This window comes from Streptomyces krungchingensis (assembly GCF_054729265.1).
In genome coordinates this window covers 204,511-227,739 of sequence record NZ_JBPUKY010000002.1, presented here as the reverse complement: position 1 = coordinate 227,739, position 23,229 = coordinate 204,511, and the positions used below count along the sequence as shown (strand labels likewise).

The 23,229-nt window shown below is 72.5% G+C and carries 21 protein-coding genes; 9 read left to right on the top strand and 12 right to left on the bottom strand.

Going from position 1 to position 23,229, the window contains the following annotated elements; translation table 11 throughout:
* The first annotated feature begins 39 nt into the window (after window positions 1-39).
* Window positions 40-1,518, top strand: coding sequence for a glutamate-cysteine ligase family protein (locus ACSYGO_RS41665; protein WP_426676265.1), 1,479 nt, complete (start codon window positions 40-42; stop codon window positions 1,516-1,518).
* Window positions 1,519-1,622: 104 nt separating this feature from the next.
* Complete coding sequence (locus ACSYGO_RS41660) at window positions 1,623-3,794, top strand: TerD family protein (protein WP_460389925.1); 2,172 nt, start codon at window positions 1,623-1,625, stop codon at window positions 3,792-3,794.
* Between the two features lie 111 nt (window positions 3,795-3,905).
* On the opposite strand, the gene ACSYGO_RS41655 is transcribed toward ACSYGO_RS41660, so the two are convergent.
* Window positions 3,906-4,766 (bottom strand): fructosamine kinase family protein, encoded by an 861-nt coding sequence (locus tag ACSYGO_RS41655; protein ID WP_460389924.1) that lies wholly within the window; start codon window positions 4,764-4,766, stop codon window positions 3,906-3,908.
* A gap of 432 nt (window positions 4,767-5,198) precedes the next feature.
* Here ACSYGO_RS41655 and ACSYGO_RS41650 point away from each other — a divergent pair, with 432 nt between their 5' ends.
* Window positions 5,199-5,981, top strand: coding sequence for a helix-turn-helix transcriptional regulator (locus tag ACSYGO_RS41650; RefSeq protein ID WP_426676888.1), 783 nt, complete (start codon window positions 5,199-5,201; stop codon window positions 5,979-5,981).
* A 103-nt stretch (window positions 5,982-6,084) separates the two neighbouring features.
* Here ACSYGO_RS41650 and ACSYGO_RS41645 read toward each other — a convergent pair whose 3' ends face one another.
* From ACSYGO_RS41645 to ACSYGO_RS41630, 4 genes are all read right to left on the bottom strand, one after another.
* A complete protein-coding gene (locus ACSYGO_RS41645) occupies window positions 6,085-7,653 on the bottom strand; it encodes a peptidoglycan-binding protein (protein ID WP_460389923.1) in 1,569 nt (522 codons plus the stop codon).
* A gap of 509 nt (window positions 7,654-8,162) precedes the next feature.
* Window positions 8,163-8,903: a D-Ala-D-Ala carboxypeptidase family metallohydrolase gene (locus tag ACSYGO_RS41640; RefSeq protein WP_426676269.1), complete on the bottom strand. Its 741-nt coding sequence runs from the start codon at window positions 8,901-8,903 to the stop codon at window positions 8,163-8,165.
* A gap of 51 nt (window positions 8,904-8,954) precedes the next feature.
* Window positions 8,955-9,371: a hypothetical protein gene (locus tag ACSYGO_RS41635; protein WP_426676270.1), complete on the bottom strand. Its 417-nt coding sequence runs from the start codon at window positions 9,369-9,371 to the stop codon at window positions 8,955-8,957.
* A gap of 70 nt (window positions 9,372-9,441) precedes the next feature.
* A complete protein-coding gene (locus tag ACSYGO_RS41630) occupies window positions 9,442-9,828 on the bottom strand; it encodes a hypothetical protein (protein WP_426676271.1) in 387 nt (128 codons plus the stop codon).
* 201 nt (window positions 9,829-10,029) lie between these two features.
* On the opposite strand from ACSYGO_RS41630, the gene ACSYGO_RS41625 reads away from it, so the two are divergent.
* Entirely contained in the window at window positions 10,030-11,100 is a 1,071-nt protein-coding gene (locus tag ACSYGO_RS41625) for a helix-turn-helix domain-containing protein (protein ID WP_426676889.1), read from the top strand.
* Window positions 11,101-11,157: 57 nt separating this feature from the next.
* Here the strand turns inward: ACSYGO_RS41625 and ACSYGO_RS41620 are convergent, their stop codons facing one another.
* Window positions 11,158-12,117, bottom strand: a complete 960-nt coding sequence (locus tag ACSYGO_RS41620; RefSeq protein ID WP_426676272.1) for a GlxA family transcriptional regulator — start codon at window positions 12,115-12,117, stop codon at window positions 11,158-11,160.
* Between the two features lie 187 nt (window positions 12,118-12,304).
* Between ACSYGO_RS41620 and ACSYGO_RS41615 the strand changes: the two genes are divergently transcribed.
* The gene (locus ACSYGO_RS41615) at window positions 12,305-12,604 is read left to right on the top strand and encodes a putative quinol monooxygenase (protein ID WP_359495582.1); all 300 of its coding nucleotides are present in this window, start codon (window positions 12,305-12,307) and stop codon (window positions 12,602-12,604) included.
* Window positions 12,605-12,668: 64 nt separating this feature from the next.
* Window positions 12,669-13,226 (top strand): PaaI family thioesterase, encoded by a 558-nt coding sequence (locus ACSYGO_RS41610; protein ID WP_426676273.1) that lies wholly within the window; start codon window positions 12,669-12,671, stop codon window positions 13,224-13,226.
* Between the two features lie 214 nt (window positions 13,227-13,440).
* Here ACSYGO_RS41610 and ACSYGO_RS41605 read toward each other — a convergent pair whose 3' ends face one another.
* A complete protein-coding gene (locus ACSYGO_RS41605) occupies window positions 13,441-14,022 on the bottom strand; it encodes a TetR/AcrR family transcriptional regulator (RefSeq protein ID WP_426676274.1) in 582 nt (193 codons plus the stop codon).
* Window positions 14,023-14,140: 118 nt separating this feature from the next.
* On the opposite strand from ACSYGO_RS41605, the gene ACSYGO_RS41600 reads away from it, so the two are divergent.
* Complete coding sequence (locus ACSYGO_RS41600) at window positions 14,141-15,178, top strand: aldo/keto reductase (RefSeq protein WP_426676275.1); 1,038 nt, start codon at window positions 14,141-14,143, stop codon at window positions 15,176-15,178.
* Between the two features lie 74 nt (window positions 15,179-15,252).
* On the opposite strand, the gene ACSYGO_RS41595 is transcribed toward ACSYGO_RS41600, so the two are convergent.
* Window positions 15,253-18,042: a heavy metal translocating P-type ATPase gene (locus ACSYGO_RS41595; protein ID WP_426676276.1), complete on the bottom strand. Its 2,790-nt coding sequence runs from the start codon at window positions 18,040-18,042 to the stop codon at window positions 15,253-15,255.
* 205 nt (window positions 18,043-18,247) lie between these two features.
* Between ACSYGO_RS41595 and ACSYGO_RS41590 the strand changes: the two genes are divergently transcribed.
* The gene (locus tag ACSYGO_RS41590) at window positions 18,248-18,505 is read left to right on the top strand and encodes an SHOCT domain-containing protein (protein ID WP_426676277.1); all 258 of its coding nucleotides are present in this window, start codon (window positions 18,248-18,250) and stop codon (window positions 18,503-18,505) included.
* A gap of 140 nt (window positions 18,506-18,645) precedes the next feature.
* On the opposite strand, the gene ACSYGO_RS41585 is transcribed toward ACSYGO_RS41590, so the two are convergent.
* A complete protein-coding gene (locus ACSYGO_RS41585) occupies window positions 18,646-19,278 on the bottom strand; it encodes a TetR/AcrR family transcriptional regulator (RefSeq protein WP_426676278.1) in 633 nt (210 codons plus the stop codon).
* A 48-nt stretch (window positions 19,279-19,326) separates the two neighbouring features.
* On the opposite strand from ACSYGO_RS41585, the gene ACSYGO_RS41580 reads away from it, so the two are divergent.
* Complete coding sequence (locus tag ACSYGO_RS41580; RefSeq protein WP_460389922.1) at window positions 19,327-19,827, top strand: VOC family protein; 501 nt, start codon at window positions 19,327-19,329, stop codon at window positions 19,825-19,827.
* A 273-nt stretch (window positions 19,828-20,100) separates the two neighbouring features.
* Here ACSYGO_RS41580 and ACSYGO_RS41575 read toward each other — a convergent pair whose 3' ends face one another.
* The 3 genes from ACSYGO_RS41575 to ACSYGO_RS41565 all read right to left on the bottom strand — a co-directional run bounded on the left by ACSYGO_RS41575 (window position 20,101) and on the right by ACSYGO_RS41565 (window position 23,170).
* Window positions 20,101-20,367 carry a hypothetical protein gene (locus tag ACSYGO_RS41575; protein WP_345655912.1) on the bottom strand — a complete coding sequence of 89 codons (267 nt, stop codon included), beginning with the start codon at window positions 20,365-20,367 and terminating at the stop codon, window positions 20,101-20,103.
* 449 nt (window positions 20,368-20,816) lie between these two features.
* The gene (locus ACSYGO_RS41570; RefSeq protein WP_460389921.1) at window positions 20,817-21,620 is read right to left on the bottom strand and encodes an NAD-dependent epimerase/dehydratase family protein; all 804 of its coding nucleotides are present in this window, start codon (window positions 21,618-21,620) and stop codon (window positions 20,817-20,819) included.
* A gap of 101 nt (window positions 21,621-21,721) precedes the next feature.
* Window positions 21,722-23,170, bottom strand: coding sequence for an MFS transporter (locus ACSYGO_RS41565; protein WP_460389920.1), 1,449 nt, complete (start codon window positions 23,168-23,170; stop codon window positions 21,722-21,724).
* Between the last annotated feature and the right edge of the window lie 59 nt (window positions 23,171-23,229).

The window sequence follows — 23,229 nt, the reverse complement described above, 5'->3', positions numbered from 1 at the left end:
AAGGAGAGGTGTCCGAGGAGGGGGAAGCCGGGAGGGCCGATGGGACGGGACGTCCCGGCGCTGGTCTTCACCCGCGAGGACCGCCGCCGGTACCGGATCAAGATGCACGAGTGCCTCGACGCGTTCGCGCAGATGCTGCGCGATGAACGGTTCGAGTCCGAGCGTCCCCAGGTCGGACTGGAGATCGAACTGAACCTGGTCGACGACACGGCGGAACCGGCGATGCGCAACAGCGACGTGCTCGAAGCGATCACCGATCCCGCCTGGTCCACCGAGCTGGGCCGCTTCAACCTGGAGATCAACGTGCCGCCCCGCCGTCTGACGGCGGGCGGCCCCGACGCCTGGGAGTCCGAGATCCGCGACGCGCTGAACCACGCGGACGAACGGGCCAAGTCGGTCGGCACGAACCTGATCATGGTCGGGATCCTTCCCACGCTGAGGGAGCAGGACGTCGGCGAGGCCGCCCTGTCGGAGAACCCCCGCTACCGGCTGATCAACGACCAGGTCTTCGCGGCCCGCGGCGAGGACCTGCTGATCGAGGTGGACGGAGTCGACCGGCTGCGGACCTACTCGGACACGATCACTCCGGAGGCGGCGTGCACCAGCACCCAGTTCCATCTCCAGGTGTCCCCCGAGGAGTTCGCCGACTACTGGAACGCGGCGCAGGCCATCGCCGGGGTCCAGGTCGCGGTGGCGGCCAACTCGCCGTTCCTGCTGGGCAAGGAACTGTGGCACGAGACCCGCATCCCGCTGTTCGAGCAGGCCACCGACACCCGCCCGCAGGAGATCAAGGTGCAAGGGGTGCGCCCCCGGGTGTGGTTCGGCGAGCGCTGGATCAACAGCGTCTTCGACCTCTTCGAGGAGAACCTGCGCTACTTCCCGGCGTTGTTGCCCCTGTGCGACGAGCAGGACCCCGCACAGACGCTGGACCGCGGCGACGTCCCCGAACTGGCGGAACTCACCCTGCACAACGGCACGATCTACCGCTGGAACCGGCCCGTCTACGCCGTCTCCCACGACATCCCGCACGTGCGGGTGGAGAACCGTGTCCTGCCCGCCGGCCCGACCGTCGCGGACACCCTCGCCAACGGCGCCTTCTACTACGGGCTCACCCGCGCCCTGGTCGAGGAGGACCGGCCGGTGTGGTCGCGGATGTCCTTCTCGGCCGCCGAGGACAATCTGCACACGGCGGCGCGGCACGGCATCGACGCACGGCTGTACTGGCCGGGGATGGGCGAGGTTCCGGTCCCCGAGCTCGTCCTGCGGCGTCTGCTGCCACTGGCGCACCGGGGGCTGGAGCACTCCGGCATGGACGAGACCTGGCGCGAGCCGCTGCTCGGCATCATCGAGCAGCGGTGCGTCGCCGGCCGCAACGGAGCGGTCTGGCAGAAGGAGATGTGCCACCGCATCGAGGCGTCCGCCCGTTCGGGCCGGCATGAGGCGCTGCGCCGGATGACGCAGATGTACATCGAGTACATGCACCTCAACGCCCCGGTCCACACCTGGCCCGTCGACTGACGCAGGGCGCCCCGGACAGACCGGCTGAGCCGGAGCCCGCCGAGCCGGTGTCACACCCGAAAACCCCGGTGCGCCGGCTCACACGCCTCTGCGAACATGCCCGGATGGCCCTGAGTCCTGAGTCGCTGGTCATCCGGCACACCCACCGCATCCCTTCCCCGACAGGTCCCACCGGGGAAGGCGCCGTCGCGGCACGGCAGTTCGACGCCGCCCTGCTGTCCGTGGGCTTCAAACTCTCGGCGGACCTGCTGGCACACCTGTCGGAACAGTCCGTGGGCACCGTGGTCGACACCGCCGTACGCACACTCGGCACCGTCCGCGAAATGGTCGGCGACCACGTACGGCACAACGTCTACTTCATCGACTTCCCGGCCAACGTGCCGGACACCTTCGACTTCTGGATGCGGTGTGTCGCCGAGGCGCTGGACGACGACACCTCACGTGCGGGCACCGTCGCCCAGCTCCGGGACGGTGTGCTGAACCTGCTCACCCTGCCGTCGTACGGCACCTACCGGCACGCGTACGAGGAGATGCTCGCCGCCCACGACGAGCTGATCGCCGCGGCCGGTGACCGCGTGACCGTGCTGCACCTGGGCGCCGGCCTGGACGACGAGGTCACCGCCCTGTACCTGGCGCTGGCGGGCAGCACCACACCGCTGAACGACGACGACCTCGGCGACCTGCGCACCCTGGCCGAAATCTGCGCCGACGGCCCGCAGCCCGAGGCGATCCCGGTCCGGGAGAACCGTGCCGTCGTCAACCGGGCCCGCCTCGGCGTCGGTGCCGATCTGCTCCTGGACACCGTCACGGACGTGCTCCGCCTGGCCTGCGCCCTGTCGGACGGCGACGTGACCCTGCGGGAACCGACCCGCTTCAGGGGACTGTCCCGCCCCGTCCGGCGCGCCCTGCTCGCCGGACTCGACTCCGTCGTCGCGGCGGCGCCCGCCAAGCTCGCCGACGTCCACGCGCATCGCGAGGCCTTCAAGCGCCTCGGCGAGCGCCTCCATCCGCACGCGTACCCGCGCCTGCCGTACGCAGCCGAGGTGTTCGCCGTCGCGCGGGGCGAGAAGGAGGCGCGGTCCTTCGACAGTCATGTCGAGGAACTGCTCGGCATGAACGACGTTCCGGGGGCGACCCGGTTGCTGAAGTCCGCCCCGGGCAAGCTGTTCCGCGCCCTGGACCGCCTGCTGCGCCTCGCCCTCACCCAGGAGGAGCGCGAGGCCGTCGTGGCCGCGGCGGAAGAAGTCGTCCCGCTGGTCTCCGGACGGGTCGTGCTGTCGGTGCGCGAGCACTTCCACCACCGTGCCGGGGACACCGGCGAGCGCCGGGTCTTCGTCAACCGGCTCGGCGGCGCCTGGGTCACCGCCGACTCCCGTCCGCCCGTGCTCCCGCCGGAGCGCGGGCGCCTGATCGACGCGCTGGACGCCGAGATGCGTCGCCGACTCCCGAACCCTGGGCACCTGTTGATCGATCCGGACGTGCTCGATGTCGCCCTCCCGCTCAGCGGCCGGGCGACCGCCGGCGGCTTCGGGGTGCTGCCCCGCGGGTCCGTCTCCCCCGTCGACGGCGAGCTCCTGCGCTTCTTCGTCCACTGGAAACAGTCCGCGCACGACACCGACTACGACCTGTCGGCGCTGCTGCTGGACGACGCGTACCGGACCGTCACCTGGCTGTCGTACACCGCCCTCAGTGACGTCGAGGGCGTGCACTCGGGCGACATCACCGAAGCACCCGACGGCGCCTCGGAGTTCATCGATCTGCGCCTCGGGGCCGCGCGCGGCAGCTACATCGTGCCGCAGGTCAACATCTTCTCGGGCGAGGGCTTCGAGGAGGTCGAGGAGTCGTTCTTCGGGTTCATGCTGCGCGACGCCGAACAGCGGGGCCGTCCGTTCGAGCCGCGGACCGTGCGGATGAAGTCCGAGCTGCGCGGTCCCGGCCGGGTCGCGCTGCCGCTGGCCTTCCGGCGCGGGAGTGACGGCCGCTGGCACGCCAAGTGGCTGCATCTGTACCTGAGAGGCACTCCGTCGGCCAACCGGGTCGAGGAGAACCGCGTGTCGGTCGCGGCGCTGCTGCGAGGCATCGTCGAGCGCGACCATCTCACGGTCCGGTATCTCACCGGCCTGATGGCCGAAGGCGCCACGAAGGTGACGACGTGGGACGGCACCACGGTCCCCGACGGCCCCGTCACCTACGTCGGCCTGGAGCGCCCCGACGGTCTGCACCGCGAGTCCCGGGTCATCACTCCCGAAAATCTGCGCGACCTGATCCCGGACTGACTGCTAGCGTTGATCACGGCGAGGCCATGAAGGGGCTTCCTTCTCAAAACTCCTTGAAATAGTCCCTTCGCTCTCCTCGCCCTCGACGTCGTGCCGGGCGGCGCCCGCGGATCAGTCCGCGGACGCCGCCCGTGCCACGGCGAGGGCCTGCTCGGCGTAACCCCGGCCGAAGAGCACCGCGTGCACCAGCAGCGGAAAGAGCTGGTGCAGTCCCACCCGGTCCGCCCAGCCCTCGGCGAGCGGCGCCGCCTCCTGATAGGCACCCAGCACCTGGTCGAGATGCGGGCATCCGAAGAGCTGGAGCATCGCCAGATCGGTCTCGCGGTGCCCGCCGTGTGCGGCGGGGTCGATCAGCCAGGCGTCCCCGTCGGCGCCCCACAGCACATTGCCGCTCCACAGGTCACCGTGCAGCCTGGCGGGTGGCTCGGCGGGGCCCGCGAGTTCGGGCAGCCGTTCCGCGACGCGTTCGACGACAACGGCTTCCGTCCGGCGGACCGTGCCGTCGTCGACGGCACGGCGCAGATAGGGTAGCACCCGGTGTTCGGCGTACCAGGCGGGCCAGTCGGTGCCGGTGACGTTGCGCATCGGGGCGCGGCCGATGTACGCGTCGCGCGGTCCGCCGGGGGGCGCGGCGCCGAACGCGGGCGCGCCGGCCGCGTGCAGCGCGGCCAGGGCCGTGCCGAAGCGGGCCGCCGCCGCGGCGTCCGGGCGGCCGGGCGCAACCCGGTCGGTCACCAGCCACCGCTCGTCGTGGCCGTGGACCGTCGGGACCGGCACCGCGCCGGCCTCGCTCAGCCATCGCAGTCCGGCCGCCTCCGCCTGCACCGCGCCGGGGCCGTCGCCGAGCTTGGCCATCACCGATTGCCCGCCGTCGAGGGTGACTTCGGCGAGTGTCGCCGACAGCCGGTGTTCGCCGGTCACCGGGCGCCCGGTGATCCGTGCCACCACGGCGCTCGGCCCCTCGGCGGTCATGGGCGCACCGGGGCCGAGGGGGCAGGACGCGGGACTGCGGGCATGGGCAACCTTCCGTGGTCGCACCCGAGCGTATCGCCGCGGCACTCCCGGACGGGCTCGCCACCGCACCTCCGTACGGGTACGCCACCGTGCCGGCCGCCGTGCTCCGGGAGGGGCACGTCACCGTGCGGGCCGCCGCTCCCCCGTGCCGGCGGCCCGCACGGAGTCTGCCGGGCACACCGGAAGCAGAGGTCCAACAGACCTCCCCGCCTGGTCTGTTGAACCCCGCCGCAGGTGCCGGAGCTGCGATGTGCTGGAGTACATCCGTGACTTCGGTGTTGCCCGGTTGAAGTCTGGAGCAGCGGTGGCAGCTCCGGTATGGGCAGAACTGCGTACGTCGACGAGCGGAGAGGACACGTGGCGAACGGGCCGGACGGAGCCTACGAACGCATGGTGTCGCTGGCCGTGGCGGCGCTCCACGAACGCGAACCCGACCGTCTGTGGCCGCTGCTGGCGGACGCGCTCCCGCAACTGTTCGGTGGCGACGCCCTGATCTACAAACTCGACGACTGGAACGAGAGCAGCGGGACGCTCGGACTGTCACCGGGTGCGGCCGCGGAGTTCGACCGGCTCGGGGACGAGGCCCTCGGCCTGCTGCGCGCGGGTTACCCGTTCGCGCAGCACTATGGGACCGGGGACGACCGGGAGCCTGTCACGGCAGGTCGGGCGGCGGGACGCGCCTGGTCCGCGAGCCGGACCGCCGGACTCCTCGGCGAGATCATGGATCTCGATCACGTACTGGCGATTCCGCTGCCGCGGTCGAAGACCCCCGTCACGGGGTGTCTCATCTACCGCTCCGGCGCGGACTTCACCGACGACCAGGTCCGTGTCGCCCGGCATCTGCAGCCGCTGCTGGCGGCGGTGGACGAGCAACGGCAACTGCTGGAGAGCTGGCGGCGGCTGGCCGTCCCGGACGTCTCCGCGGTCCCGTGCGGCGCGCCGGCCGCTGCCGGTGCCCTGACGCCCCGCGAGACGACCGTTCTGCTCCTGCTCGTCGACGCTCTCACGGCGTCGGCCATCGGCCGGCGCCTCGGCATCTCCGAACGCACGGTGCACAAGCACATCGAGAACATCTACCGCAAACTGGGCACTCGTGACCGCATCAGCACGGTGCTCCGCGCACAGCAACTCGGCCTCGTCGGCACGCGCTACGCGGTGGAGAACCGCCGGTGAGGCACGCGCACCGGCGGTGAGGATCACGCCCGTGGGAACAGACGTCCATGGGTCCGCCCCGGCTGTCGCCCGGCCCGTCCGGCCCGTCCGGCCCGTACGGCGATCAGCGTCCGGCTTGCAGGGCACTCCAGGTCGCGGGTCCGACCTGGCCGTCGACGTCCAGGGCGCGACTGCTCTGGTAGTCCCGGACGGCCTGGTCGGTTGCCGGTCCGAACTCGCCGTCCGCGGAGACGGTGCGTCCCAGGGCGGCGGTGAGTGCCCTCTGGAGACGCTGGACGGCGGGGCCCGTGCTGCCCTGGCGGAGCGCCGGGGTGCTGCCGGCCGCGTGCAGCGCGGTCCAGGTGCGGGCGCCCACGACTCCGTCGGCGCCGAGGCCGCGGGCCCGCTGGAAGGCGGTCACGGCGGCGGCGGTCTTCGATCCGAAGCTGCCGTCCACGGTGCCCGCGTCGAATCCCTGCTGGTTGAGCAGCCACTGTGCTGCCGACACCTGGGGACCTGAGGAACCGGAGCGCAGCGTGTCGTAGGCCGGGAAGGTCAGCTGGACGCCGCCGTCTCCGGTGCTGCCGCCCACCAGTTGCATGTAGTAGGTCCAGTTCCAGTTCGGCCCCGGGTCCGTGTGGTCGTTTCCGGGCACCTCGGAGTGTCCGACGATGTGGGCGCGGTCCTTGGGGATCCCGTAGCGGTCGCAGAGGAACGCCGTCAGCGCCGCGGAGGAGCGGTACATCGTGTCCGTGAACCAGCTCGGATCGTCGATGTACCCCTCGTGCTCGATGCCGATACCCGACGCGTTGCCCGAACGGGCGTGCCAGGCGGTGTCCTTGTCGCGCACCGTCTGGGTGATCCGGCCGTCGGAGGAGCGCACCACGTAGTGGGCGCTGACCTGGGACGCCGGGTTCTGGAACCAGCTGATCGTCCCCGCGTACGAGCCCTGGGTGACGTGGATGACGACTTTGCTGATCGATGCCGAGCGGCCGACGGCGTAGTTGGCGGAGTCAGCCGGGACCCAGAGGGCCGACGGGTAGTCGGGGCTCTGGACCGCCGGAGCCGCGGCGGTCTCGTAGCGGCCGCGCTCGGGTGCGACGGGACGGGCGGGGACGGTCAGTGTGTCGCCGTCCTGGGTACGGGCCGCCAGGCCCTCGGCCAGGTAGGTGTAGACGGTGTCGGCGTACAGCCGTGCGCCGGAGACGTCGACAGCGCCCCCGTACCGGGCCACCAACGGGTACCAGGCGTCGGTGTCGCGCCGTTCGGCCCGGCTGAGCCCGGCGTCGTCGGCGTAGGCGCGCAGGACGGCCGCGGCACCGCGGATGTTGGCCGCGGTGTCCGTGCGCAGCGTGCGGGGCGCGACACCGGTCAGCCGGGACGCCAGCTCAAGGGTGTGCCGGTCGGGGTTGCTCACCAGGTGCATCACCCCGTAGCCGCCTGCCTGACTCGGCCGGCCGGCGTGGTCGTCGAGGTGGGTCTCGCCGTATCCGGTGGCGATCAGGAGGTCGCGCGGCACCCCGTACTCGGCCGCCGCGCTGCTGAATGCACGGCTGACGGGGCCCTGGGCCGGTGAGCCGGCGGAGCGGGGCGCGGCACCGGCGGGCTGCGCGGCGGCGACCAGCACGGCAAGGACGCCGAGACCGGACAGGGCTGCCCGCCCCAGATGCGTGCGGGGGGATCTGCGGAACATCGGTGGGGCCTCCGGGGGCTGGACTGTGGCTTCGGGCTTCGGGCTTCGGGCTTCGGACCTCGGGCCTCGCGCCTCGCGCCTCGGGCCTCGGAGCGAGGTGGCCTGCCCCCGGGGGCTGGGGTGACGCGGGGCGGCCTGAAGACGGGCGCCGGGCACCCTGGGCGAGGCAGGGCGCCCTGAAGACGGGCACCGGGCGCCCGGGCGAGGCAGGGCGGCCTGGCGACGGGCGTCGGCGGCCGGGGCGAGGCAGGGCGGCCTGACGTCGGGCGTCGGCGGCCGGGGCGAGGCAGGGCGGCCTGACGTCCGGCGTCGGCGGCCGGGGCGAGGCAGGGCGGCCTGGCGACGGGCGTCGGCGGCCGGGGCCGGGCACCTCGCCCGGGGTGCGCGGCCCCGGCCTGCGCGGGTCGGCCCGAGCGGGGTCACGTCGGCGGCCCGCCGGGCTGTCCGGTCTTGGGTGTCCGCCCGGCGAGCCGCCCCGTCGGCAGTCGGGCCCTCGTGTCGACGGGCTGTCAGATGGTGCCGCTCTCCCACCACCAGGCGCGGCCGAGGTCCGCACGGCTGTCGACGTGCTGGTGGTCGACGGTGTACCGCTCCAGACCGGAGAACCCGCAGGTCTCCGCCTTCTGGTACACCGTGCGGTTGCTGACGCCGGGGACGGTGAGGTCGGCCGCGGTGCCGTAGAGGTGCATGCTGTCGCTGGCCCCGCCGATCTCGGCGTTGTGCGCGATGCTGCGGAAGCCCGAGTTGACGGTGATGGCGGTGTTGCCGAGCTTCTTGCGCAGGGCTTCCAGTTTGTACATGGCCCGGCGGGCGTTCTCCCTGACGGCTGCCGCGCTCACCTTGCCGCCCTCGAAGGTGCCGCTCGAACGGTCGGTGAACTCGCTCCAGTTGAAGTGAGCCGTCGAACCGTCCGACTGCTCAAGGGCGTTGAGCTGTGCCTGGGTCGCGGGTCCGGCGCTGCCGTCGACCGACAGGCCGTAGGCCGCCTGGAATCTGCGGACCGCGGCAGCCGTACCCGGGCCGAAGTCCCCGTCGATGCTCACCCGCGACTGGGAGGCCGAGTCCGCGGCCCAGCCGGCGACCCGTATCTGAAGTTCCGTCACATCGGCGCCCGTCGCACCCTGGTTCATGGTGCGTGTCCAGTTGTAGGCGCGGGCGGTGCCCGACAGCAGCACGGGGCCGGCGAACGCGCCGACCGTCGCGGCGAGGGTTCCGCGCAGGAGCGCGCGGCGGTTCGGGGTGAAGGTCATGGTGACTCCCTGTGGGGCGTGGGCGGGTGGGGCGCTCAGGCTGGTCGGCCGTCAGTAGGCGAGCTGGAACGGCACGACCTGGGCGTCGGTGTCGTAGGCGTGCACGCGCAGCCTGAAGTGCGTGCCGTCCTTGACGTCGGTGGCGACGGTCGCCCACTGGGGGCCGAACGTCGAGTACGTGTCGTCGTGGTTGCACAGCGAGGTGTGGTCCACGAAGACGATGCAGGCGTCCAGGAAGCCGGTGGCCGAGCTGCTGAGCTTGATGTTGATGTCGGCGCACCGCGAACTGGTCGTGTAGGTGCCGAACTCCACCGCGTCGGCCGAGTAGTGGTACGTGAGCGACTTGGCGCCGCCGTAGCAGGAGGTGGCGGCCGTCTCGGACTGTGCTAGGGCGGGCGCGGTGGCCGCGCCGGTGAGGAGCGCGGTCACGGCCGCGAGGACAGCCGTCGTTCGCCGGGTGCGGGTCATCTGAACTCTCCGATCACTGAAGCGGGCAGAACGGGAGCCCGGGCACTGGTCCGGCGGGGCCCGGTGGGTCTCAGTAGGCGATCTGGACGTGCGCGGTGGCCCCCTCCAGGTCCACGCCGAGGGGAACGGTGAACGTGCTGCCGTCCTTGACGTCGGTGGCGATGGTCGTCCAGCTCCGGCCGACGCCGGTCCAGTAGTTGCACCGGCCGTGGCGGACGAACTTCACGCACGCGTTCACCGAGCCGGCGTCGCCGCCGACGATCCGGGCATTGATGTCGTTGCAGCGGGACGACGAGGTGTAGGGCCCGAATTCGAGGGAGTCGCCGGTGTACACGGTGACCGCGCCGCCGTAGCAGCTGGTGGCCGGGGCGGGAACCGCGGACGCGGTGGTGGGTACCGTGACGGCGAGGGCGGCGAGCAGGGCTGCCGCGGCGGGGTGGGTGAAGGTCTTCGCCATCGGATTCCTTCTGCGTTCGGGGGTTTGCGGAAGGTGTGGGGATTCGCGGGGAAGGGCGCTGCGCGGTGCCTCACGTGGTGCCTGGGGCCGGGGGACCGCGGGGATCGGTGCGGCGGAGCGAGTTCATGCTCCGGTGTGCGCCGCCTTCTGTCATGCTCATTCGAACAGGGTGAAATGTCGCAGGTGGAAAGGGTGTTGGCCGTGCTGCGCTTCCACTTTTCGGCCGAGGATCTGGCCAGGACACGGGTGGCCGCCGCGCCGCACCCGCTGTGGGAGATCGCCTCGAGTCTTCACCGCTTCCAGACCCCGGCAGGACGCTGGGCGTACGCGCACTGGTACCGCACGGCGCGTGAGCGGCTCCGCGAGGCGGGGCTCGAGGGCGTGGTGCGGCAGGTCCTCCTGCCCCTCTTCCCGCGCACGTCGTACTGGCCCGACTTCCTCACGCCACTGGAGGGCGTGGCGGGGCTGGAGGCCGGGCTGGAGGCGATCCTGGCCACGCCCGCGGACCGGGTGGCGGCGGAACTCGCCGCCCTCGCCCGGATCGGCAGGGTGCCCGCCCCGCTCGGCCGGCTGACGGAGAAGGAGGCCCGGGTCGAACTGGTGGGCATCCTCCGCGCCTACCACCGGGCCGTCATCGAGCCCCACGAGGAGTGGGTGCACGAGAGCGTGCACACCGAACGGGTCCGGCTGGCCCGGCATCTGCTCGACGGGGGCACCGAGGGCCTGCTCGAAGGGCTCGGGCCTGCGGTCCGCTGGCGGCACCCGCGCCTGGAGATCGGCACGTACCCGACGCAACACGACATCCGGCTGGAGGGCCGCGGGCTGCTGCTCATCCCCTCCTACTTCTGCTGGAAGGGGCCGGTCTCCCTCGCCGATCCACGATTACCCCCCGTTCTCGTCTACTCGCTGCACCACGAGGTACCCGCCGGGTCGGCCCGCACGGCCGCGGACGCCGCCGGTTCGCCGTCCCTGGAGCTCCTGTTGGGCCGGGCGCGGGCCGCCGTCCTGCGGGCCACGGCGGCCGGGGCGACCACCACGGAGGCCGCCCGGCTGGCCGGAGTGACCCCGGCCACCGCGACACACCACACCACGGCGCTGCGCGATGCCGGCCTGATCACCAGTCACCGTCACGGCAACAGCGTCATCCACACGCTGACGCTGCTGGGGGCGACGATGCTGAGCAGGAACGTGCGGCGCGCCCCGTCGGGGATCGGACAGGGGCTCCTGCCCGGGACCGGCCTCCTCACCGACCGGCCCGTCCGGGGTGCATGACCCCTTCGTACGGAAGGAGTTCGGCCGCCCCGGGCCGACGCCTTGCGCACATGGCGTTCAGCGTGTGCGCAGGCCCGCGGTGGTGGCGCCCGTGCGGTCGCGCAGCAGCGAGCGCAAGGTGGTGGCGTGCTCGTAGCCGACCTTGCGCGCGATGGTCTCCAGGGACAGGTCCGTGGTCCGCAGCAGATGCGTGGCCTGTTCGACACGCAGGTCCTGGACGAACCGTACCGGCGTGGTGTTGAGGACGCGGCGGACGGTGCGCTGGAGCGTACGCTCGCTGACGCCGAGGGCGTGGGCCGCCTCCGAGAGGCTGTCGGGCGCGTCGAGATGGAGGCGCGCCCAGCGTTCGAACGCCGCGATCAGGGGGTCGCTCTGGGCCAGCGCGCTGGGGATGGTGTACGCGGACTGCGAGGGCCGTTCGTCGACGACGAGGTAGCGGGCGACGAGGTCGGCGAGGGCCGGGCTGGCCATCCGTACGAGGGCGAGGGCGAGGTCGACGTGCCCGAAGGCGGCGCCCGCCGTGGTCACCCCCTGTGACGTGGTCACCATGCTGGTCTCGTCGAGATCGACGGCGGGGTAACGGCCCCGGAAGACGGGCGCCAGCCACCAAGTGGTCGTCGCCCGGCGGCCGTCGAGGACGCCGGACTCGGCGAGCAGGAAGGTGCCGGTGCAGGCCGAGGCGATGGGGGTTCCCCGGTCCCGGCGCTCGGCGACCAGTTCCCGCACCTCCGCGAGGTCGGGGCCGGCGACCCGGTCGAGGAGGGCGTCGGGCCGGCGCTCCGCGAGTGCGGGCACGACGAGCAGATCCGTGGTGGCCGCGGCGGAGGCGGGCTCGGGGTTCACGAGGTGTCCGGCGCCGGTGCGTACCTGCGCGCTGAAGCCGACCGTCGTGACGTTCCAGGCCGGCGGGGGCTGGGGCAGTTCGCCGCGCATCGCGTTGGCCGCGTCGAGGACGTCCAGCGCCGCGCTGAGTCCCGAGTCGAACACACCGTCGTACACCAGCACCGCGACATCCATGTCGGGAACGCTATCAGACGTGTCGTTTCCGACACTGGGACCGAGCGGACCACCGGCCTAGCGTGAACGACGTCCCCGATCACCGGGGCATGCGACCGCACCGGCCGCCTCCCGCAGCGGAGTGGCGGGCGATCGCGCCGTGGGTGCCCGAAGGGGGCACCGAACCGAGCAGAGGGAGCCCACCGTCATGAACAACATCGGCCTGCTGGCCCGCATCGAGGCCAAGCCCGACTACGCCGACCAGGTCGCCCGGATGCTGACCGACGCCGTGCAGCTCGCCGAGGAGGAGAAGCGGACGGTCACCTGGTTCGCCTTCCGGGAGGACGCCACCACGTTCGGCGTCTTCGACACCTTCGACAACGACGAGGACCGTACGGAGCATCTGCGCGGGCGCATCGCCGCGGCGCTCATGGGGGCCGCGGAGACCATGCTCGCCTCGGCTCCCGACATCCGGCCGGTCGACCTGCTCGCGGTCAAGCTGCCTTGAGCGGCTCCGTCCCGCGGTTCGCCGTTCACGTACACCAGCCCGAAGCACAGGAGACCCACCAGTCATGACATCGACGACCTCCGCCCCGGCGACGGGCGCCGGAGCCCCGCCCGGGACGGGCCCCGGCGTCCGCTCGCGCACCCACACCTGGGAGCCGCCCACCAGCTACGCCGACGGAGCCGGCCGCTCGGGTCTGGAGGTGCTCCGGCTGTGTGTGGAGGGTCGCTTCCCGCAGGCACCGATCTGCGGGACGCTCGGCTTCCGGCTCGTGGCGGCGGAGCACGGCCGGGCCGTCTTCGAGGGCGAGCCCGCCGAGCACCTGCTCAATCCCATGGGCACCGTGCACGGCGGCTTCCTCGCCACGCTCCTCGACTCGGCCCTCGGCAGCGCGGTGATGTCGACGCTCGCCGCGGGGCGCGCGTACACCACGATCCAGCTCGGCGTGAACATGGTGCGCCCCGTCTTCGCGGACACCCCGACCCTGCGCTGCGAGGGCACCGTGATCCACGCGGGCCGCACCACCGCCACCGCGGAGGCCAGGGTCGTCGGCACCGCCGACGGAAAGCTGTACGCCCACGCCACGACCACCTGCGCGGTGTTCGCGCTGCCCGGGACGGACTGAGCAGCGAGGGCGGTCCCGGCGTCGTCCGACCGCGGTCGACCCCGGGGCCGTCCCATGGCTCCCGTACGGGGACGTGGTGAAGGTCGGCGGCACCGCACACCGGCCCGACCGACCCATCGGCGCCTCCCCGCCCCCCAGGCGGGGAGGCGCCGCAGTCGCTTCCCGGGCAGGCGCCCCGTCACTCCCTCAGGCAGGCGCCCCGTCGCCCGCCGGGCTAGGCAGGCGCCCCGTCGCCCGCCGGGCGCAGGCCGTCGAGCGCGGCCCGCAGGATCGGCTCGACGTAGTCGGGATCGCCGTGAATCGCGGCGATGGCGATGACCATGTCGCACATCTGCTCAAGGGTGAGGTCCTCGCGGATCTCGCGTGCCTCCTGCGCGGCAGTCAGGAGCGGCCGGCCGGCGGCCAGCACCCGGGCACGGTTCTCGCTGAAGACGGGGTCGTCGCCGTCCGTCTGCGCCAGCAGTTCGGAGGCGATGTCGTGCTTGCTGATGAAGAAGGCGAAGAACCGGTGCAGCCAGGCCGCGAACGCCGCGCCCGGCGTCTCGCCGCCGACGGTCTTCGCGGCCTCGCAGACGGCGTCGACCTCGTCGACATAGAGGGCTTCCAGGAGCTCTCGGCGGCCGGGGAAGTTGCGGTAGAGGGTCGCCATGCCGACCCCGGCGCGCCGCGACACCTCGGCCATCGACACCTGGGCGCCGGGTTCGGCGAACGCGGCGCGGGCGGCGGCGAGGATCTTGTCGCGGTTGCGCTCGGCGTCGGCACGCCTGGGCGGTGCGGTCGGCTTGTCCGGGGTCATCGCTTCCCTAAATGGATAGGTTATCCGGTACGCTGAACGGACAGGCTGTCCACTTCTGCGTGGGGCCTGATTCTACCTACCTGCCGCGACCGGTTCGCGGTGACCGGAGGAGCCCTCCATGGACTACCGACCCCTCGGACGCACCGGCGTCTCCGTCAGCCGACTGTGCCTCGGCGCGATGATGTTCGGCGCCTTCGGCAACGCCGATCACGACGACTCCATCAAGATCATCCATCGCGCCCTGGACGCGGGGATCAACTTCATCGACACCGCCGATGTCTACTCCGGCGGCGAGTCGGAGCAGATCGTGGGCAAGGCGCTCACCGGCTCGCTCCGCGACGACGTCGTCCTCGCCACCAAGGCGGGCCTGCCGTTCGGTGACGACCCCAACCGGCGCGGGACGTCCCGGCGGTGGATCACCAAGGCGGTGGACGACTCACTGCGCCGCCTGGGGACCGACTGGATCGACCTCTACCAGGTCCACCGCCTCGACGCGGCCGTCGACATCGACGAGACCCTGGGCGTCCTGTCCGATCTGGTGCACGCCGGGAAGATCCGGATGTTCGGCGCGTCGACGGCCGCCGCCTCCGAGATCGTCGAGGCGCACTGGACCGCCGAGCGGCGCGGCCGCGAACGGCTCCGCACCGAGCAGCCGCCGTACTCGCTCCTGACCCGCGCCGTCGAGTACGACGTGCTGCCGACCTGCCGGCGGTACGGGATGGGCGTGCTGACCTACAGTCCGCTGGCCGGCGGCTGGCTGACCGGCCGTTACCGCAAGGGCCGGGACGTCGCGGGTCCCGGCTCCGTCGCCCGGCAGCAGCGATTCCCCGGTGCCTACGACGCCACGTCCCCGGCGAACGCGGCCAAGCTCGACGCCGCCGACGCGCTCGGGGCGCTCGCCGAGGAGGCGGGGATGACGCTCGTGCAGATGGCGATCGCGTTCGTCACCCGCCACCCGGCGGTCACCTCCGCGATCGTGGGCCCGCGCACCATGGACCACCTCGACTCGTATCTGACGGCCGACGGCGTCGAACTGTCCGGTGACGTGCTCGACCGCATCGACGAGATCGTGCCCCCGGGCCACACGGTCAACATCGCCGACAACATGTGGAACACCAGCACACGCACGCTGGACGCCGCGTTCCGTCGCCGGTAGCCGACTGCCTCCGGTCCGCGGGTCAGTCGGCAACCGGCTGCCGCCGGGCGCCGGTCCGCTCGGCCGAGCGGTGGTCAGCGGGAGCCGCGCTCCTTGCGCGCGTGGCCGGCGGGCGGCGCGGTGTACCGGCCCGGGTCCGCGTCGAAGGCGGCGGCGCAGGGGGCTGAGCAGAAGTAGTAGGTGCCCTGCTCGGTCTCCCGGTGTGCGGCGGCGGTCGCCTCCGCCGTTCGCATGCCGCACACCGGGTCCGCGACCGTGCCGGCGCCGTCGCCGCCCCGGGTTTCGGGACGGTGGTGTGCACTGCCGTCCGCCGGGGCCCGGTCGGCCGCGGACTCGACGTGGGGCTGTGCGCGGGCGGGCCGTGCGGTGGGCAGGGAAGGTGGGTGCCAGCGGCGCAGCCTGGAGGCGTTGGTGACGACCGACAGCGAACTGAGCGCCATGGCCGCGGCGGCGATGATCGGGCTGAGGCGGATGCCCCACAACGGATACAGGACGCCCGCGGCGAGCGGGATGCCGACGGCGTTGTAGAGCAGCGCGAAGAACAGGTTCTGCCGGATGTTGCGCATCGTCGCCCGCGACAGCCGGACGGCCGTGACGACCCCGCCGAGCGAACCGGAGATGAGGGTGATGTCGGCGGCCTCGATGGCGACGTCGGTTCCGGTGCCGATGGCCAGGCCGACGTCGGCGGCGGCCAGCGCGGGGGCGTCGTTGATGCCGTCACCCACCATCCCGACGGTGCGGCCCTCCGCCTGGAGGCGGCGGATCTCGTCGGCCTTGTGCTCGGGCAGCACCTCGGCCAGCACCCGTGTGACGCCGACCTGAGCGGCGATGGCGGCGGCGGTACGGGCGTTGTCCCCGGTGAGCATCACGACGTCGATGCCGAGATCCCGCAGGGCGGCGATGGCCGCGGCGGAGTCCTCCTTGACGGTGTCGGCGACGGCGAGCACTCCGGCGGGACGTCCGTCGACGGCGACGAGGACGGGGGTCTTGCCCTCGCCGGACAGGGTGGCCGCCACGGGGGTCAGCTCCGTGGTGTCGATGCCGACGTCACCCAGCAGCCGGGCGGTCCCCACCAGGACGGGATGTCCGTCGACGGTGGCCTGCACGCCCTTGCCGGTGACCGAGTCGAAGCCCGTCGCCACGGGCGGGCGCAGGCCACGGTCGCGGACGCCCGCGACGATCGCCTGCGCCAGCGGGTGTTCGCTGTCGGTCTCGGCCCCGGCCGCCAGCCGGAGCAGCCGCGTCTCGTCGACACCACCGAGGGGGTGGACGTCGGTCAGGACGGGTTTGCCCGCGGTGACCGTGCCGGTCTTGTCGAGCACGACGGTGTCCAGCTTGTGCGCGGTCTCCAGGGCTTCGGCGGAGCGGATCAGAATGCCCGCCCGGGCTCCCTTGCCGGTGCCGACCATCACCGACAGTGGGGTGGCCAGACCCAGCGCGCACGGGCAGGCGATGATCAGCACGGCGACCGCGGAGACCAGCGCCAGGGTCAGTGCGGGGGACGGGCCCAGGGTGAACCACACGGCGAAGGTGGCGATCGCGACGGCGATGACCGCGGGCACGAAGTACGCCGAGACGGCGTCGGCCAGCCGCTGGATGGGCGCCTTGGACGCCTGTGCCTGCTGCACGAGGCGGATGATCCGGGCGAGCATCGTGTCGGCTCCGACATTGGCCGCCCGTACGCGCAGGGACCCGGTACCGTTGACGGTCGCGCCGATGACCGTGTCCCCGGCGCGTTTGGTCGCCGGCATCGGCTCGCCGGTGACCATGGACTCGTCGACCCCGGAGGAGCCGGAGAGGACCTCGGCGTCGACGGGGATCTTCTCCCCCGGCCTGATGACGAGTTGGTCCCCGACCACGACGTCCTCGACGGGGATCTCGCTCTCGGTTCCGTCCCGCACGACACGAGCGGTCCTGGCCTGCAGGCCGAGGAGGGCACGGATGGCCTCTCCGGTGCCGGCCTTCGCCCGCGCCTCCAGGAGCCGTCCCAGCAGGATCAGGGTCAGGATGACGCCGACGGCCTCGTAGTAGACCTCCCGCACCTCTTCGGGCAGCAGGCCCGGGGCGAGGGTGACGATCAGGCTGTAGCCGAAGGCGGCACTCGTGCCGAGGGTGATGAGCGAGTTCATGTCGGCGGCCCGGTGGCGCAGGGTCAGCCAGCCCGTCACATGGACCGGCCACCCGGTGTAGAACATCACCGGCGCGATCAGCGCCAGCTGGAACCAGTGGTTCAGCATCCAGCCGGGCACCCAGTCCGCGCCGAACAGTTCGTGCGCCATCACCGCGAACAGCACCGGGGCGGTGAGTACCGCGCCGACCGCCACCCGGCGCGTGAGGTCCTTGATCTCGGCCTGTCGCTCGGCGGCGTCGGCGGCCTCCGTCTCGGCAGCCGTGCGTTCTTCGCCCCGCGGCGGTCCGCCGGGCGCGCGAGCGGCAGGCGCCGCCGTGGTGGTGCCGTCGCCGTCCGGGGCCGACGGCACCGGGCCTTCCGCGGGCTCGACCAGCAGCGTGCCTTGGATCATGTTCATGCCGCAGGTGAACCCGAAGGCACCGGGCCGGTCGGGGTTCAGCCGCACGGTGGTCCGCATATGGGCGGGCAGCCCCGCGCCGACCCTCAGGTCCGGGAAGACGACACGGGCGGTGCACTCGCCTGCCTCCTGCCGGTCGAAGACCATCTCGACCGGTGTGCCCTGGCGGACTTTGATCAAGTCGGGGCTGTAGCCGCCCCGCACCGTCACCTCGACCCGCTGCACCCCGTCCTCGAGCCGGGCGGCACCGGCGCGGCGCGGTCCGAAGAAGTACCAGGCCAGCGCGCCGATCAGCACGACCGAGGCCACGACGACGGCGACTTCGAGGGCACCCATGGGCTGCTCGCCTCCCTGGTCCGCTTGCCTTCCAGCCTGCGCCCCGTCGTCCGAGGCCGCCAGGGGCGCTGTGGCCCACCCGGCCTGGACCGTCCGGCCCCAGACCTCCGCGGCGGACCGCGGGACGATGCAGGGGAAGGCAGAAGTCCGCCGGGCGCCCGTCCGCGCCCGGCCGGCGGACGACGCCGAAGGCAGGTGATGGGTGATGTTGTTCTGGTACGACCACGGGGGCTGGGGCTGGTTCGCGATGTCGGCCGGCATGGTCCTCTTCTGGGCGCTGATCATCGCGGTCGCCGTACTGCTCTTCCGGGCCCTCGACCGGCCTCGCGGGCACACCGGCACCCCGGCCACGCCCCCGGCCGAGGACATCCTCCGGGAGCGGCTGGCCCGCGGGGAGATCGACGAGGACGAGTACCGGCGCCGCCTCGACGCCCTGCGCGCCGGGCCGCTCACCAAACCCTGACACCCACCGGCCGTACGGTCGCGGCCGCACGCTCACGGTACGGCCGTCCGCCCGGCTGCCTGGTCATGGGTGGCGCGCGCCCGATCGGGCCGCACGACCGCGGGTGCGGTGCGCCCGGCCCGATCGCCCGGCCCCGGTGCCTACCGGGGAAGCCCGGCCAGGCGGCTGAGGGTGGTGCTCAGCCACTCGGCATGGCCGGCGGAGTCCCAGCCGATCATGTCCCGGGAGAGCAGGTACGTTTCGGCATGGATCAGCACGGTGCTGGTGTCGGTCAGCCAGTCCAGGTCTCGGCCGGGTTCGAGCAGCCCGTCGGATGCCATCCGGATCCAGAAGAGACGGAGGTTCTCGCGGGTGGCGAGACGCCCGGCGTGGGCGGCCGCGGCGAGTTCGGGCTCCACGGCCGCCGCCTGCAGGGCGACGGCGAGGATGTCGCCCGCCCGCTCCATCATCTGCCGGGTGCCCGCCACGAGAGCCGCGATGCGCTCCGTGGCCGTGGGAGCGGTTCGGGAGAGGACGGCCCAGGGCCGTCCCGCGACGTCGACGGGGGCGGTGTCACCCGCGAACGCCACGTCCACGGCGCGCTTGAGCAGCGCGGCCTTGGTGCCGAAGCGGACGTAGACGGTCCGGGCCCCGACGTGGGCGTGCTCGGCCACCTGGGCCAGCGTGGTCGCCGTGTAGCCCTGCCGCACGAACAGATCGGTGGCGGCCCGGAGGATCTTCTCCTCGGTCTCGGCCACGCGGGCGGCGCGCAGATCGGTCTTGTCGGACGACATGCGTTGCACTATAACTGCATCAATGCAGTGACACTGCAAGGAGACGCCATGGCCGACGCCGCCGCATCCGCTCCCCCACCCCGGCTCGACGGGGTGCACCACCTCAAACTGCCCGTCAGCGACCTGCAGCGGTCCCTGGACTGGTACCGGTCCCGACTGGGCTACGAGATGGAGATCGAGTTCGTCGAACGAGGCACGCTGATGGGCTACGCCCTGCGGCATCCGGCCGGCGGTCCGCGACTCGCGCTGCGGCTGGATCCGTCGCGGGCCAAGGCCGCGGCGGGCTTCGACTACTTCTCCATCGGCGTCCCGGACAAGGCCGCCCTCGAAGAGCTGGCGGAGCACCTGACCGCGCTCGGCGACACCCACGCAGGCGTGCACTTCGCCACCATCGGCTGGATCCTGCCGCAGCTGCACGACCCCGACGGGCACGAGATCCGCTTCTACACCACGCACCATCACACCCGCTCAGGCACCGAGCCGCTCAGGGTCGAAGACCCCGTGGAGACCGCCGCGCGACGCGAACGCGCGCGTGAGGGACACGAGTGACGTCACGTCGCCGCATCGGCCGACCACCGAACTCCGCTGCGCCCAGGTGCCGTTACCGCATTCTGGTCACTTCGGTGCCACCGCCCGTGATCGCGGACGAGCAGCGCAGCACAAGCCCCCGAAGACAGCGGCGTCTTGGCGTCGCGACTGCTCGGCACGGCTCGACGACCGCTGTCCGCACGGTGCACGCGGCGCCGAGGCGGCGACTCGACACGTAGAACTCGCCGGAGAGGAGAGCCTGTTGGGAGTCAGTGCGTGGCCCGCGGACCCCGGTCAGCGCGGAGCCTGGCGGCACGCCTCGGTCGCGACGGCGTTCGACACACCCGCCTGCGCCAGGTCGCTGACACAGCGGGTCTGGTCGCCCACCAGGCCCACGTAACACGCCATCCGGACGTCGTCCGTGACCTCGGTCCCCTGGTTCTGGACGTGGTCCTGGCAGGCCGCGATGTCCGCGTGGGCGGCCGGAGCGGCCATCACGACGCCACCCAGGGCGAGGGCCAGGCCGGCGAGGACGCTGGGAATGGTTGCCGAGCGACGCATGAGGACGCACCTGCTCTCCGGTGTCGGGTCGTACGGTCCCGGGTGCACGGAACCGCGTGCGGGGGCGGCGGCGAGCAACGGCCCGAAGGGCACGATTCCCTGGGGGTGAGCACCGCGCCGAGGCGAGCACCACGCTGAGGGTGCGTACCGCGCCGGCGCGAGCACCGCGCTGGTCGGCCGGGGTCGATGTGCCGTGCCCGGCGGGCGGGTGGTGTGCGTTTCCTCCGCGACCGATCGGCTCGGTTCCGACCACCCTCGCTCCTACGACGCTAGAACACTCCCGGAGCCCCCGCACTCCCGGAAGGCCCCTGACTCCCGGCGCTCGTTGAGGTGTCCGCCGTGCGCGGCGGACGGACGTGCCCGGGGAGCTCGGCCCCGCCGGTTGACCGAACGCATGCCTGCGCCTCCCGGACGGACCGGAACGTGGTGCTCCGCCCGGCGGCCCGGCGTCAGGGGCGGATGTGTTCGAGGGTGAACTCGGGCGATGCGTAAGGGCCGGCCTGGGGTGCCGCGGGGTCGGCCGGAAGGTCCGCTCCGGGGATGTCCCCGGCGTGACGCTCGGCGTCGTCGACGGGGGTGTAGTCGAGCACGGACGGTTTCGGGAGCTCCCAGAAACGGCGGGTGTTGGCGGAGACGGCGTACACCGTGGCGAAGCGCGTGGACCGGGGCGCGGTCAGCGCGGCCCGGACGTACCCCACGGCGTCGCGCGGGCTCAGCCAGGTCGCCAGGTGCCGCGGTTCGACGGGCACCGGCTCGAAGCTGCCGATGCGCAGACAGATCACGGACAGTCCGAACTTGTCGGAGTACAGCCGCCCCAGAGCCTCGACCGCGGCCTTGCTGACCCCGTAGAGGCCGTCCGCGCGGATCGGCTCCTGCGGGCCGGTGAGGTGTCCGGCCGGATAGAAGCCGGTCACGCGGTTGCTGCCTGCCAGTACGACCCGCTCGATGCCGTGCCGTCGCGCCGCCTCCAGCACATGGTGGGTGCCGAGCACGTTCGCTTCGAGGAGGTCCGCGAGGGGTGCCTCGTCCGGCACGCCTCCCAGGTGGAGCACGCTGTCCGCCGCGGCGAGCGCCGCCTCCACGGCCGGCGCGTCCCGCAGGTCCACCGTGTGCACGTCCTCGTTCGCGGTCCGCGGCCGCAGCGGCACGCGGTCGAGCAGGATCAGCCGCGACGCCTCCTGCCGCAGTGCTTCCCGGACCGCGGAGCCGATGGTCCCCGCCGCGCCGGTCACCGCTACCGTTCCCAGACCCATCGCTCCCCCGGACAGTCGACGACCCGTGCATCATCGCTCCCCGTGGACCACACATCAAAGGGATTTGGGACCGGCGTGGGAGGCCGAAAACGTTCAACGCCCTAGCGCACCCCCGGAGTCGGACCGACGTCGCCGTCCGCGGGCTGTCCGGCACGGGCCTCGCCGTGGGAGCGGACGAGCGGCACGAGCAGCGCGGCACCCATCAGGGCCAGCGCCGCGGCCGCCCGCAGCACCACCTCGATCGCCGGACCGTCGGACGCCGCCCGGGCCGCTGATCCGCTGACCGCTTCGAGGACGGTCGCCGCCACCGCCACGGCCACCGCTCCCCACAGGACCAGCGACGTCAGCACCAGCCCCGACGCCGCCGCCAGACGCCCGGCGGACACGTACGACTGGGTCGCCACGTTGGTCAGCGCCCAGCCGAGCCCGAGGCCGACCCCGACCACCGCGAACACCACCGTGTACAGCGCCAGGGGATCCGCCCAGGTCAGCGCGAACAGTCCGGTCCCGCTCAGCAGCAGCCCCGTCGCCATCAGTGCCTCGGGGCGCCATCGGCGTGCCAGGTGCCCCGACCAGTAACTGGCCGCGCCCGCGCCCGCCGACAGCGCCAGGAAGACGAGTCCCGAGCCGAACGGCGAAAGCCCGCGCGCCTGCTGCAGATACAGGGCCGAGAGCACCGCCACCAGGCAGTACACGACGTTCGACACGGTTCCGGCCATCGTCACCGTCATGAACGGTCCGTTGCGCAGCAGGGAGAGGTCGAGCAGTGGTTCCGCCGTACGGCGCTCCATGACCACGAACAGCCACAGCAGTGCCGCCCCGGCGGCGAAGCACGTCACCGTCGCCGCGGATCCCCAGCCCCAGCGCGCTCCCTGGTCGACCGCCAGCATGACGGCGGTCAGCCCGACGGCCAGCGTGACCGCTCCGGGCAGATCAAGGCCCCGTACGGCCTCCTCGTCGCGTGATTCGGCCACACAGTGCAGCATGAGCAGCACCGCGGCCGCGCAGATCGGCACGTTCAGCAGGAACACCGCACGCCAGCTGACGTGCTCGGCGAACGCCCCGCCGACGAAGGGACCCAGCGCGGTGCCGATGGCGCTGAAGGCGAGGACCGTACCCACGGCCCGGCCCTGCCGGTCGTCACGGAAGTGCGAGGTCACCACCGCCACGGCGACGGGGAAGATCAGCGCCGCCGTCGTTCCCTGCACCACGCGTCCCACCGTCAGCCACACCACGTTCTGCGCGGCGCTGCACACCACCGACACCAGGGCGAAGCCCGTCAGCCCCAGGACGATCACCCGTCTGCGGCCGTGCACGTCGGCCGCCCTCCCGCCGACGATCATCAGTGCGCCGAGGGTCAGCATGTAGCCGCTCACCAGCCACTGGAGGTCGGTGGTCGGCGTCCGGAAGTCGTGGGCGATGACCGGCAGCATCAGGTTCAGCGCGAACCAGTCCATCTGCACCAGCAGCATCGACATCGAGGCGGCGGCGATGACCGCACGGTCCCGGCCCGAGAACAGCCCCGGTGTGCGGTCTGCGGATCCGCTCACGACGACCAGCCCCTGCCAGGAACCCCTCTCTTCAGCGTGAGTCCGTTCACGGAGCCCTG

What these genes read in the sequence shown, in the direction of transcription:
- ACSYGO_RS41665 (WP_426676265.1), top strand. Translation starts at nt 40, where the DNA reads ATGGGACGGGACGTCCCGGCGCTGGTCTTCACCCGCGAGGACCGCCGC.
- ACSYGO_RS41660 (WP_460389925.1), top strand. Translation starts at nt 1,623, where the DNA reads ATGGCCCTGAGTCCTGAGTCGCTGGTCATCCGGCACACCCACCGCATC.
- ACSYGO_RS41655 (WP_460389924.1), bottom strand. Translation starts at nt 4,766, where the DNA reads ATGACCGCCGAGGGGCCGAGCGCCGTGGTGGCACGGATCACCGGGCGC.
- ACSYGO_RS41650 (WP_426676888.1), top strand. Translation starts at nt 5,199, where the DNA reads ATGGTGTCGCTGGCCGTGGCGGCGCTCCACGAACGCGAACCCGACCGT.
- ACSYGO_RS41645 (WP_460389923.1), bottom strand. Translation starts at nt 7,653, where the DNA reads ATGTTCCGCAGATCCCCCCGCACGCATCTGGGGCGGGCAGCCCTGTCC.
- ACSYGO_RS41640 (WP_426676269.1), bottom strand. Translation starts at nt 8,903, where the DNA reads ATGACCTTCACCCCGAACCGCCGCGCGCTCCTGCGCGGAACCCTCGCC.
- ACSYGO_RS41635 (WP_426676270.1), bottom strand. Translation starts at nt 9,371, where the DNA reads ATGACCCGCACCCGGCGAACGACGGCTGTCCTCGCGGCCGTGACCGCG.
- ACSYGO_RS41630 (WP_426676271.1), bottom strand. Translation starts at nt 9,828, where the DNA reads ATGGCGAAGACCTTCACCCACCCCGCCGCGGCAGCCCTGCTCGCCGCC.
- ACSYGO_RS41620 (WP_426676272.1), bottom strand. Translation starts at nt 12,117, where the DNA reads ATGGATGTCGCGGTGCTGGTGTACGACGGTGTGTTCGACTCGGGACTC.
- ACSYGO_RS41615 (WP_359495582.1), top strand. Translation starts at nt 12,305, where the DNA reads ATGAACAACATCGGCCTGCTGGCCCGCATCGAGGCCAAGCCCGACTAC.
- ACSYGO_RS41610 (WP_426676273.1), top strand. Translation starts at nt 12,669, where the DNA reads ATGACATCGACGACCTCCGCCCCGGCGACGGGCGCCGGAGCCCCGCCC.
- ACSYGO_RS41605 (WP_426676274.1), bottom strand. Translation starts at nt 14,022, where the DNA reads ATGACCCCGGACAAGCCGACCGCACCGCCCAGGCGTGCCGACGCCGAG.
- ACSYGO_RS41600 (WP_426676275.1), top strand. Translation starts at nt 14,141, where the DNA reads ATGGACTACCGACCCCTCGGACGCACCGGCGTCTCCGTCAGCCGACTG.
- ACSYGO_RS41595 (WP_426676276.1), bottom strand. Translation starts at nt 18,042, where the DNA reads ATGGGTGCCCTCGAAGTCGCCGTCGTCGTGGCCTCGGTCGTGCTGATC.
- ACSYGO_RS41590 (WP_426676277.1), top strand. Translation starts at nt 18,248, where the DNA reads ATGTTGTTCTGGTACGACCACGGGGGCTGGGGCTGGTTCGCGATGTCG.
- ACSYGO_RS41585 (WP_426676278.1), bottom strand. Translation starts at nt 19,278, where the DNA reads ATGTCGTCCGACAAGACCGATCTGCGCGCCGCCCGCGTGGCCGAGACC.
- ACSYGO_RS41580 (WP_460389922.1), top strand. Translation starts at nt 19,327, where the DNA reads ATGGCCGACGCCGCCGCATCCGCTCCCCCACCCCGGCTCGACGGGGTG.
- ACSYGO_RS41575 (WP_345655912.1), bottom strand. Translation starts at nt 20,367, where the DNA reads ATGCGTCGCTCGGCAACCATTCCCAGCGTCCTCGCCGGCCTGGCCCTC.
- ACSYGO_RS41570 (WP_460389921.1), bottom strand. Translation starts at nt 21,620, where the DNA reads ATGGGTCTGGGAACGGTAGCGGTGACCGGCGCGGCGGGGACCATCGGC.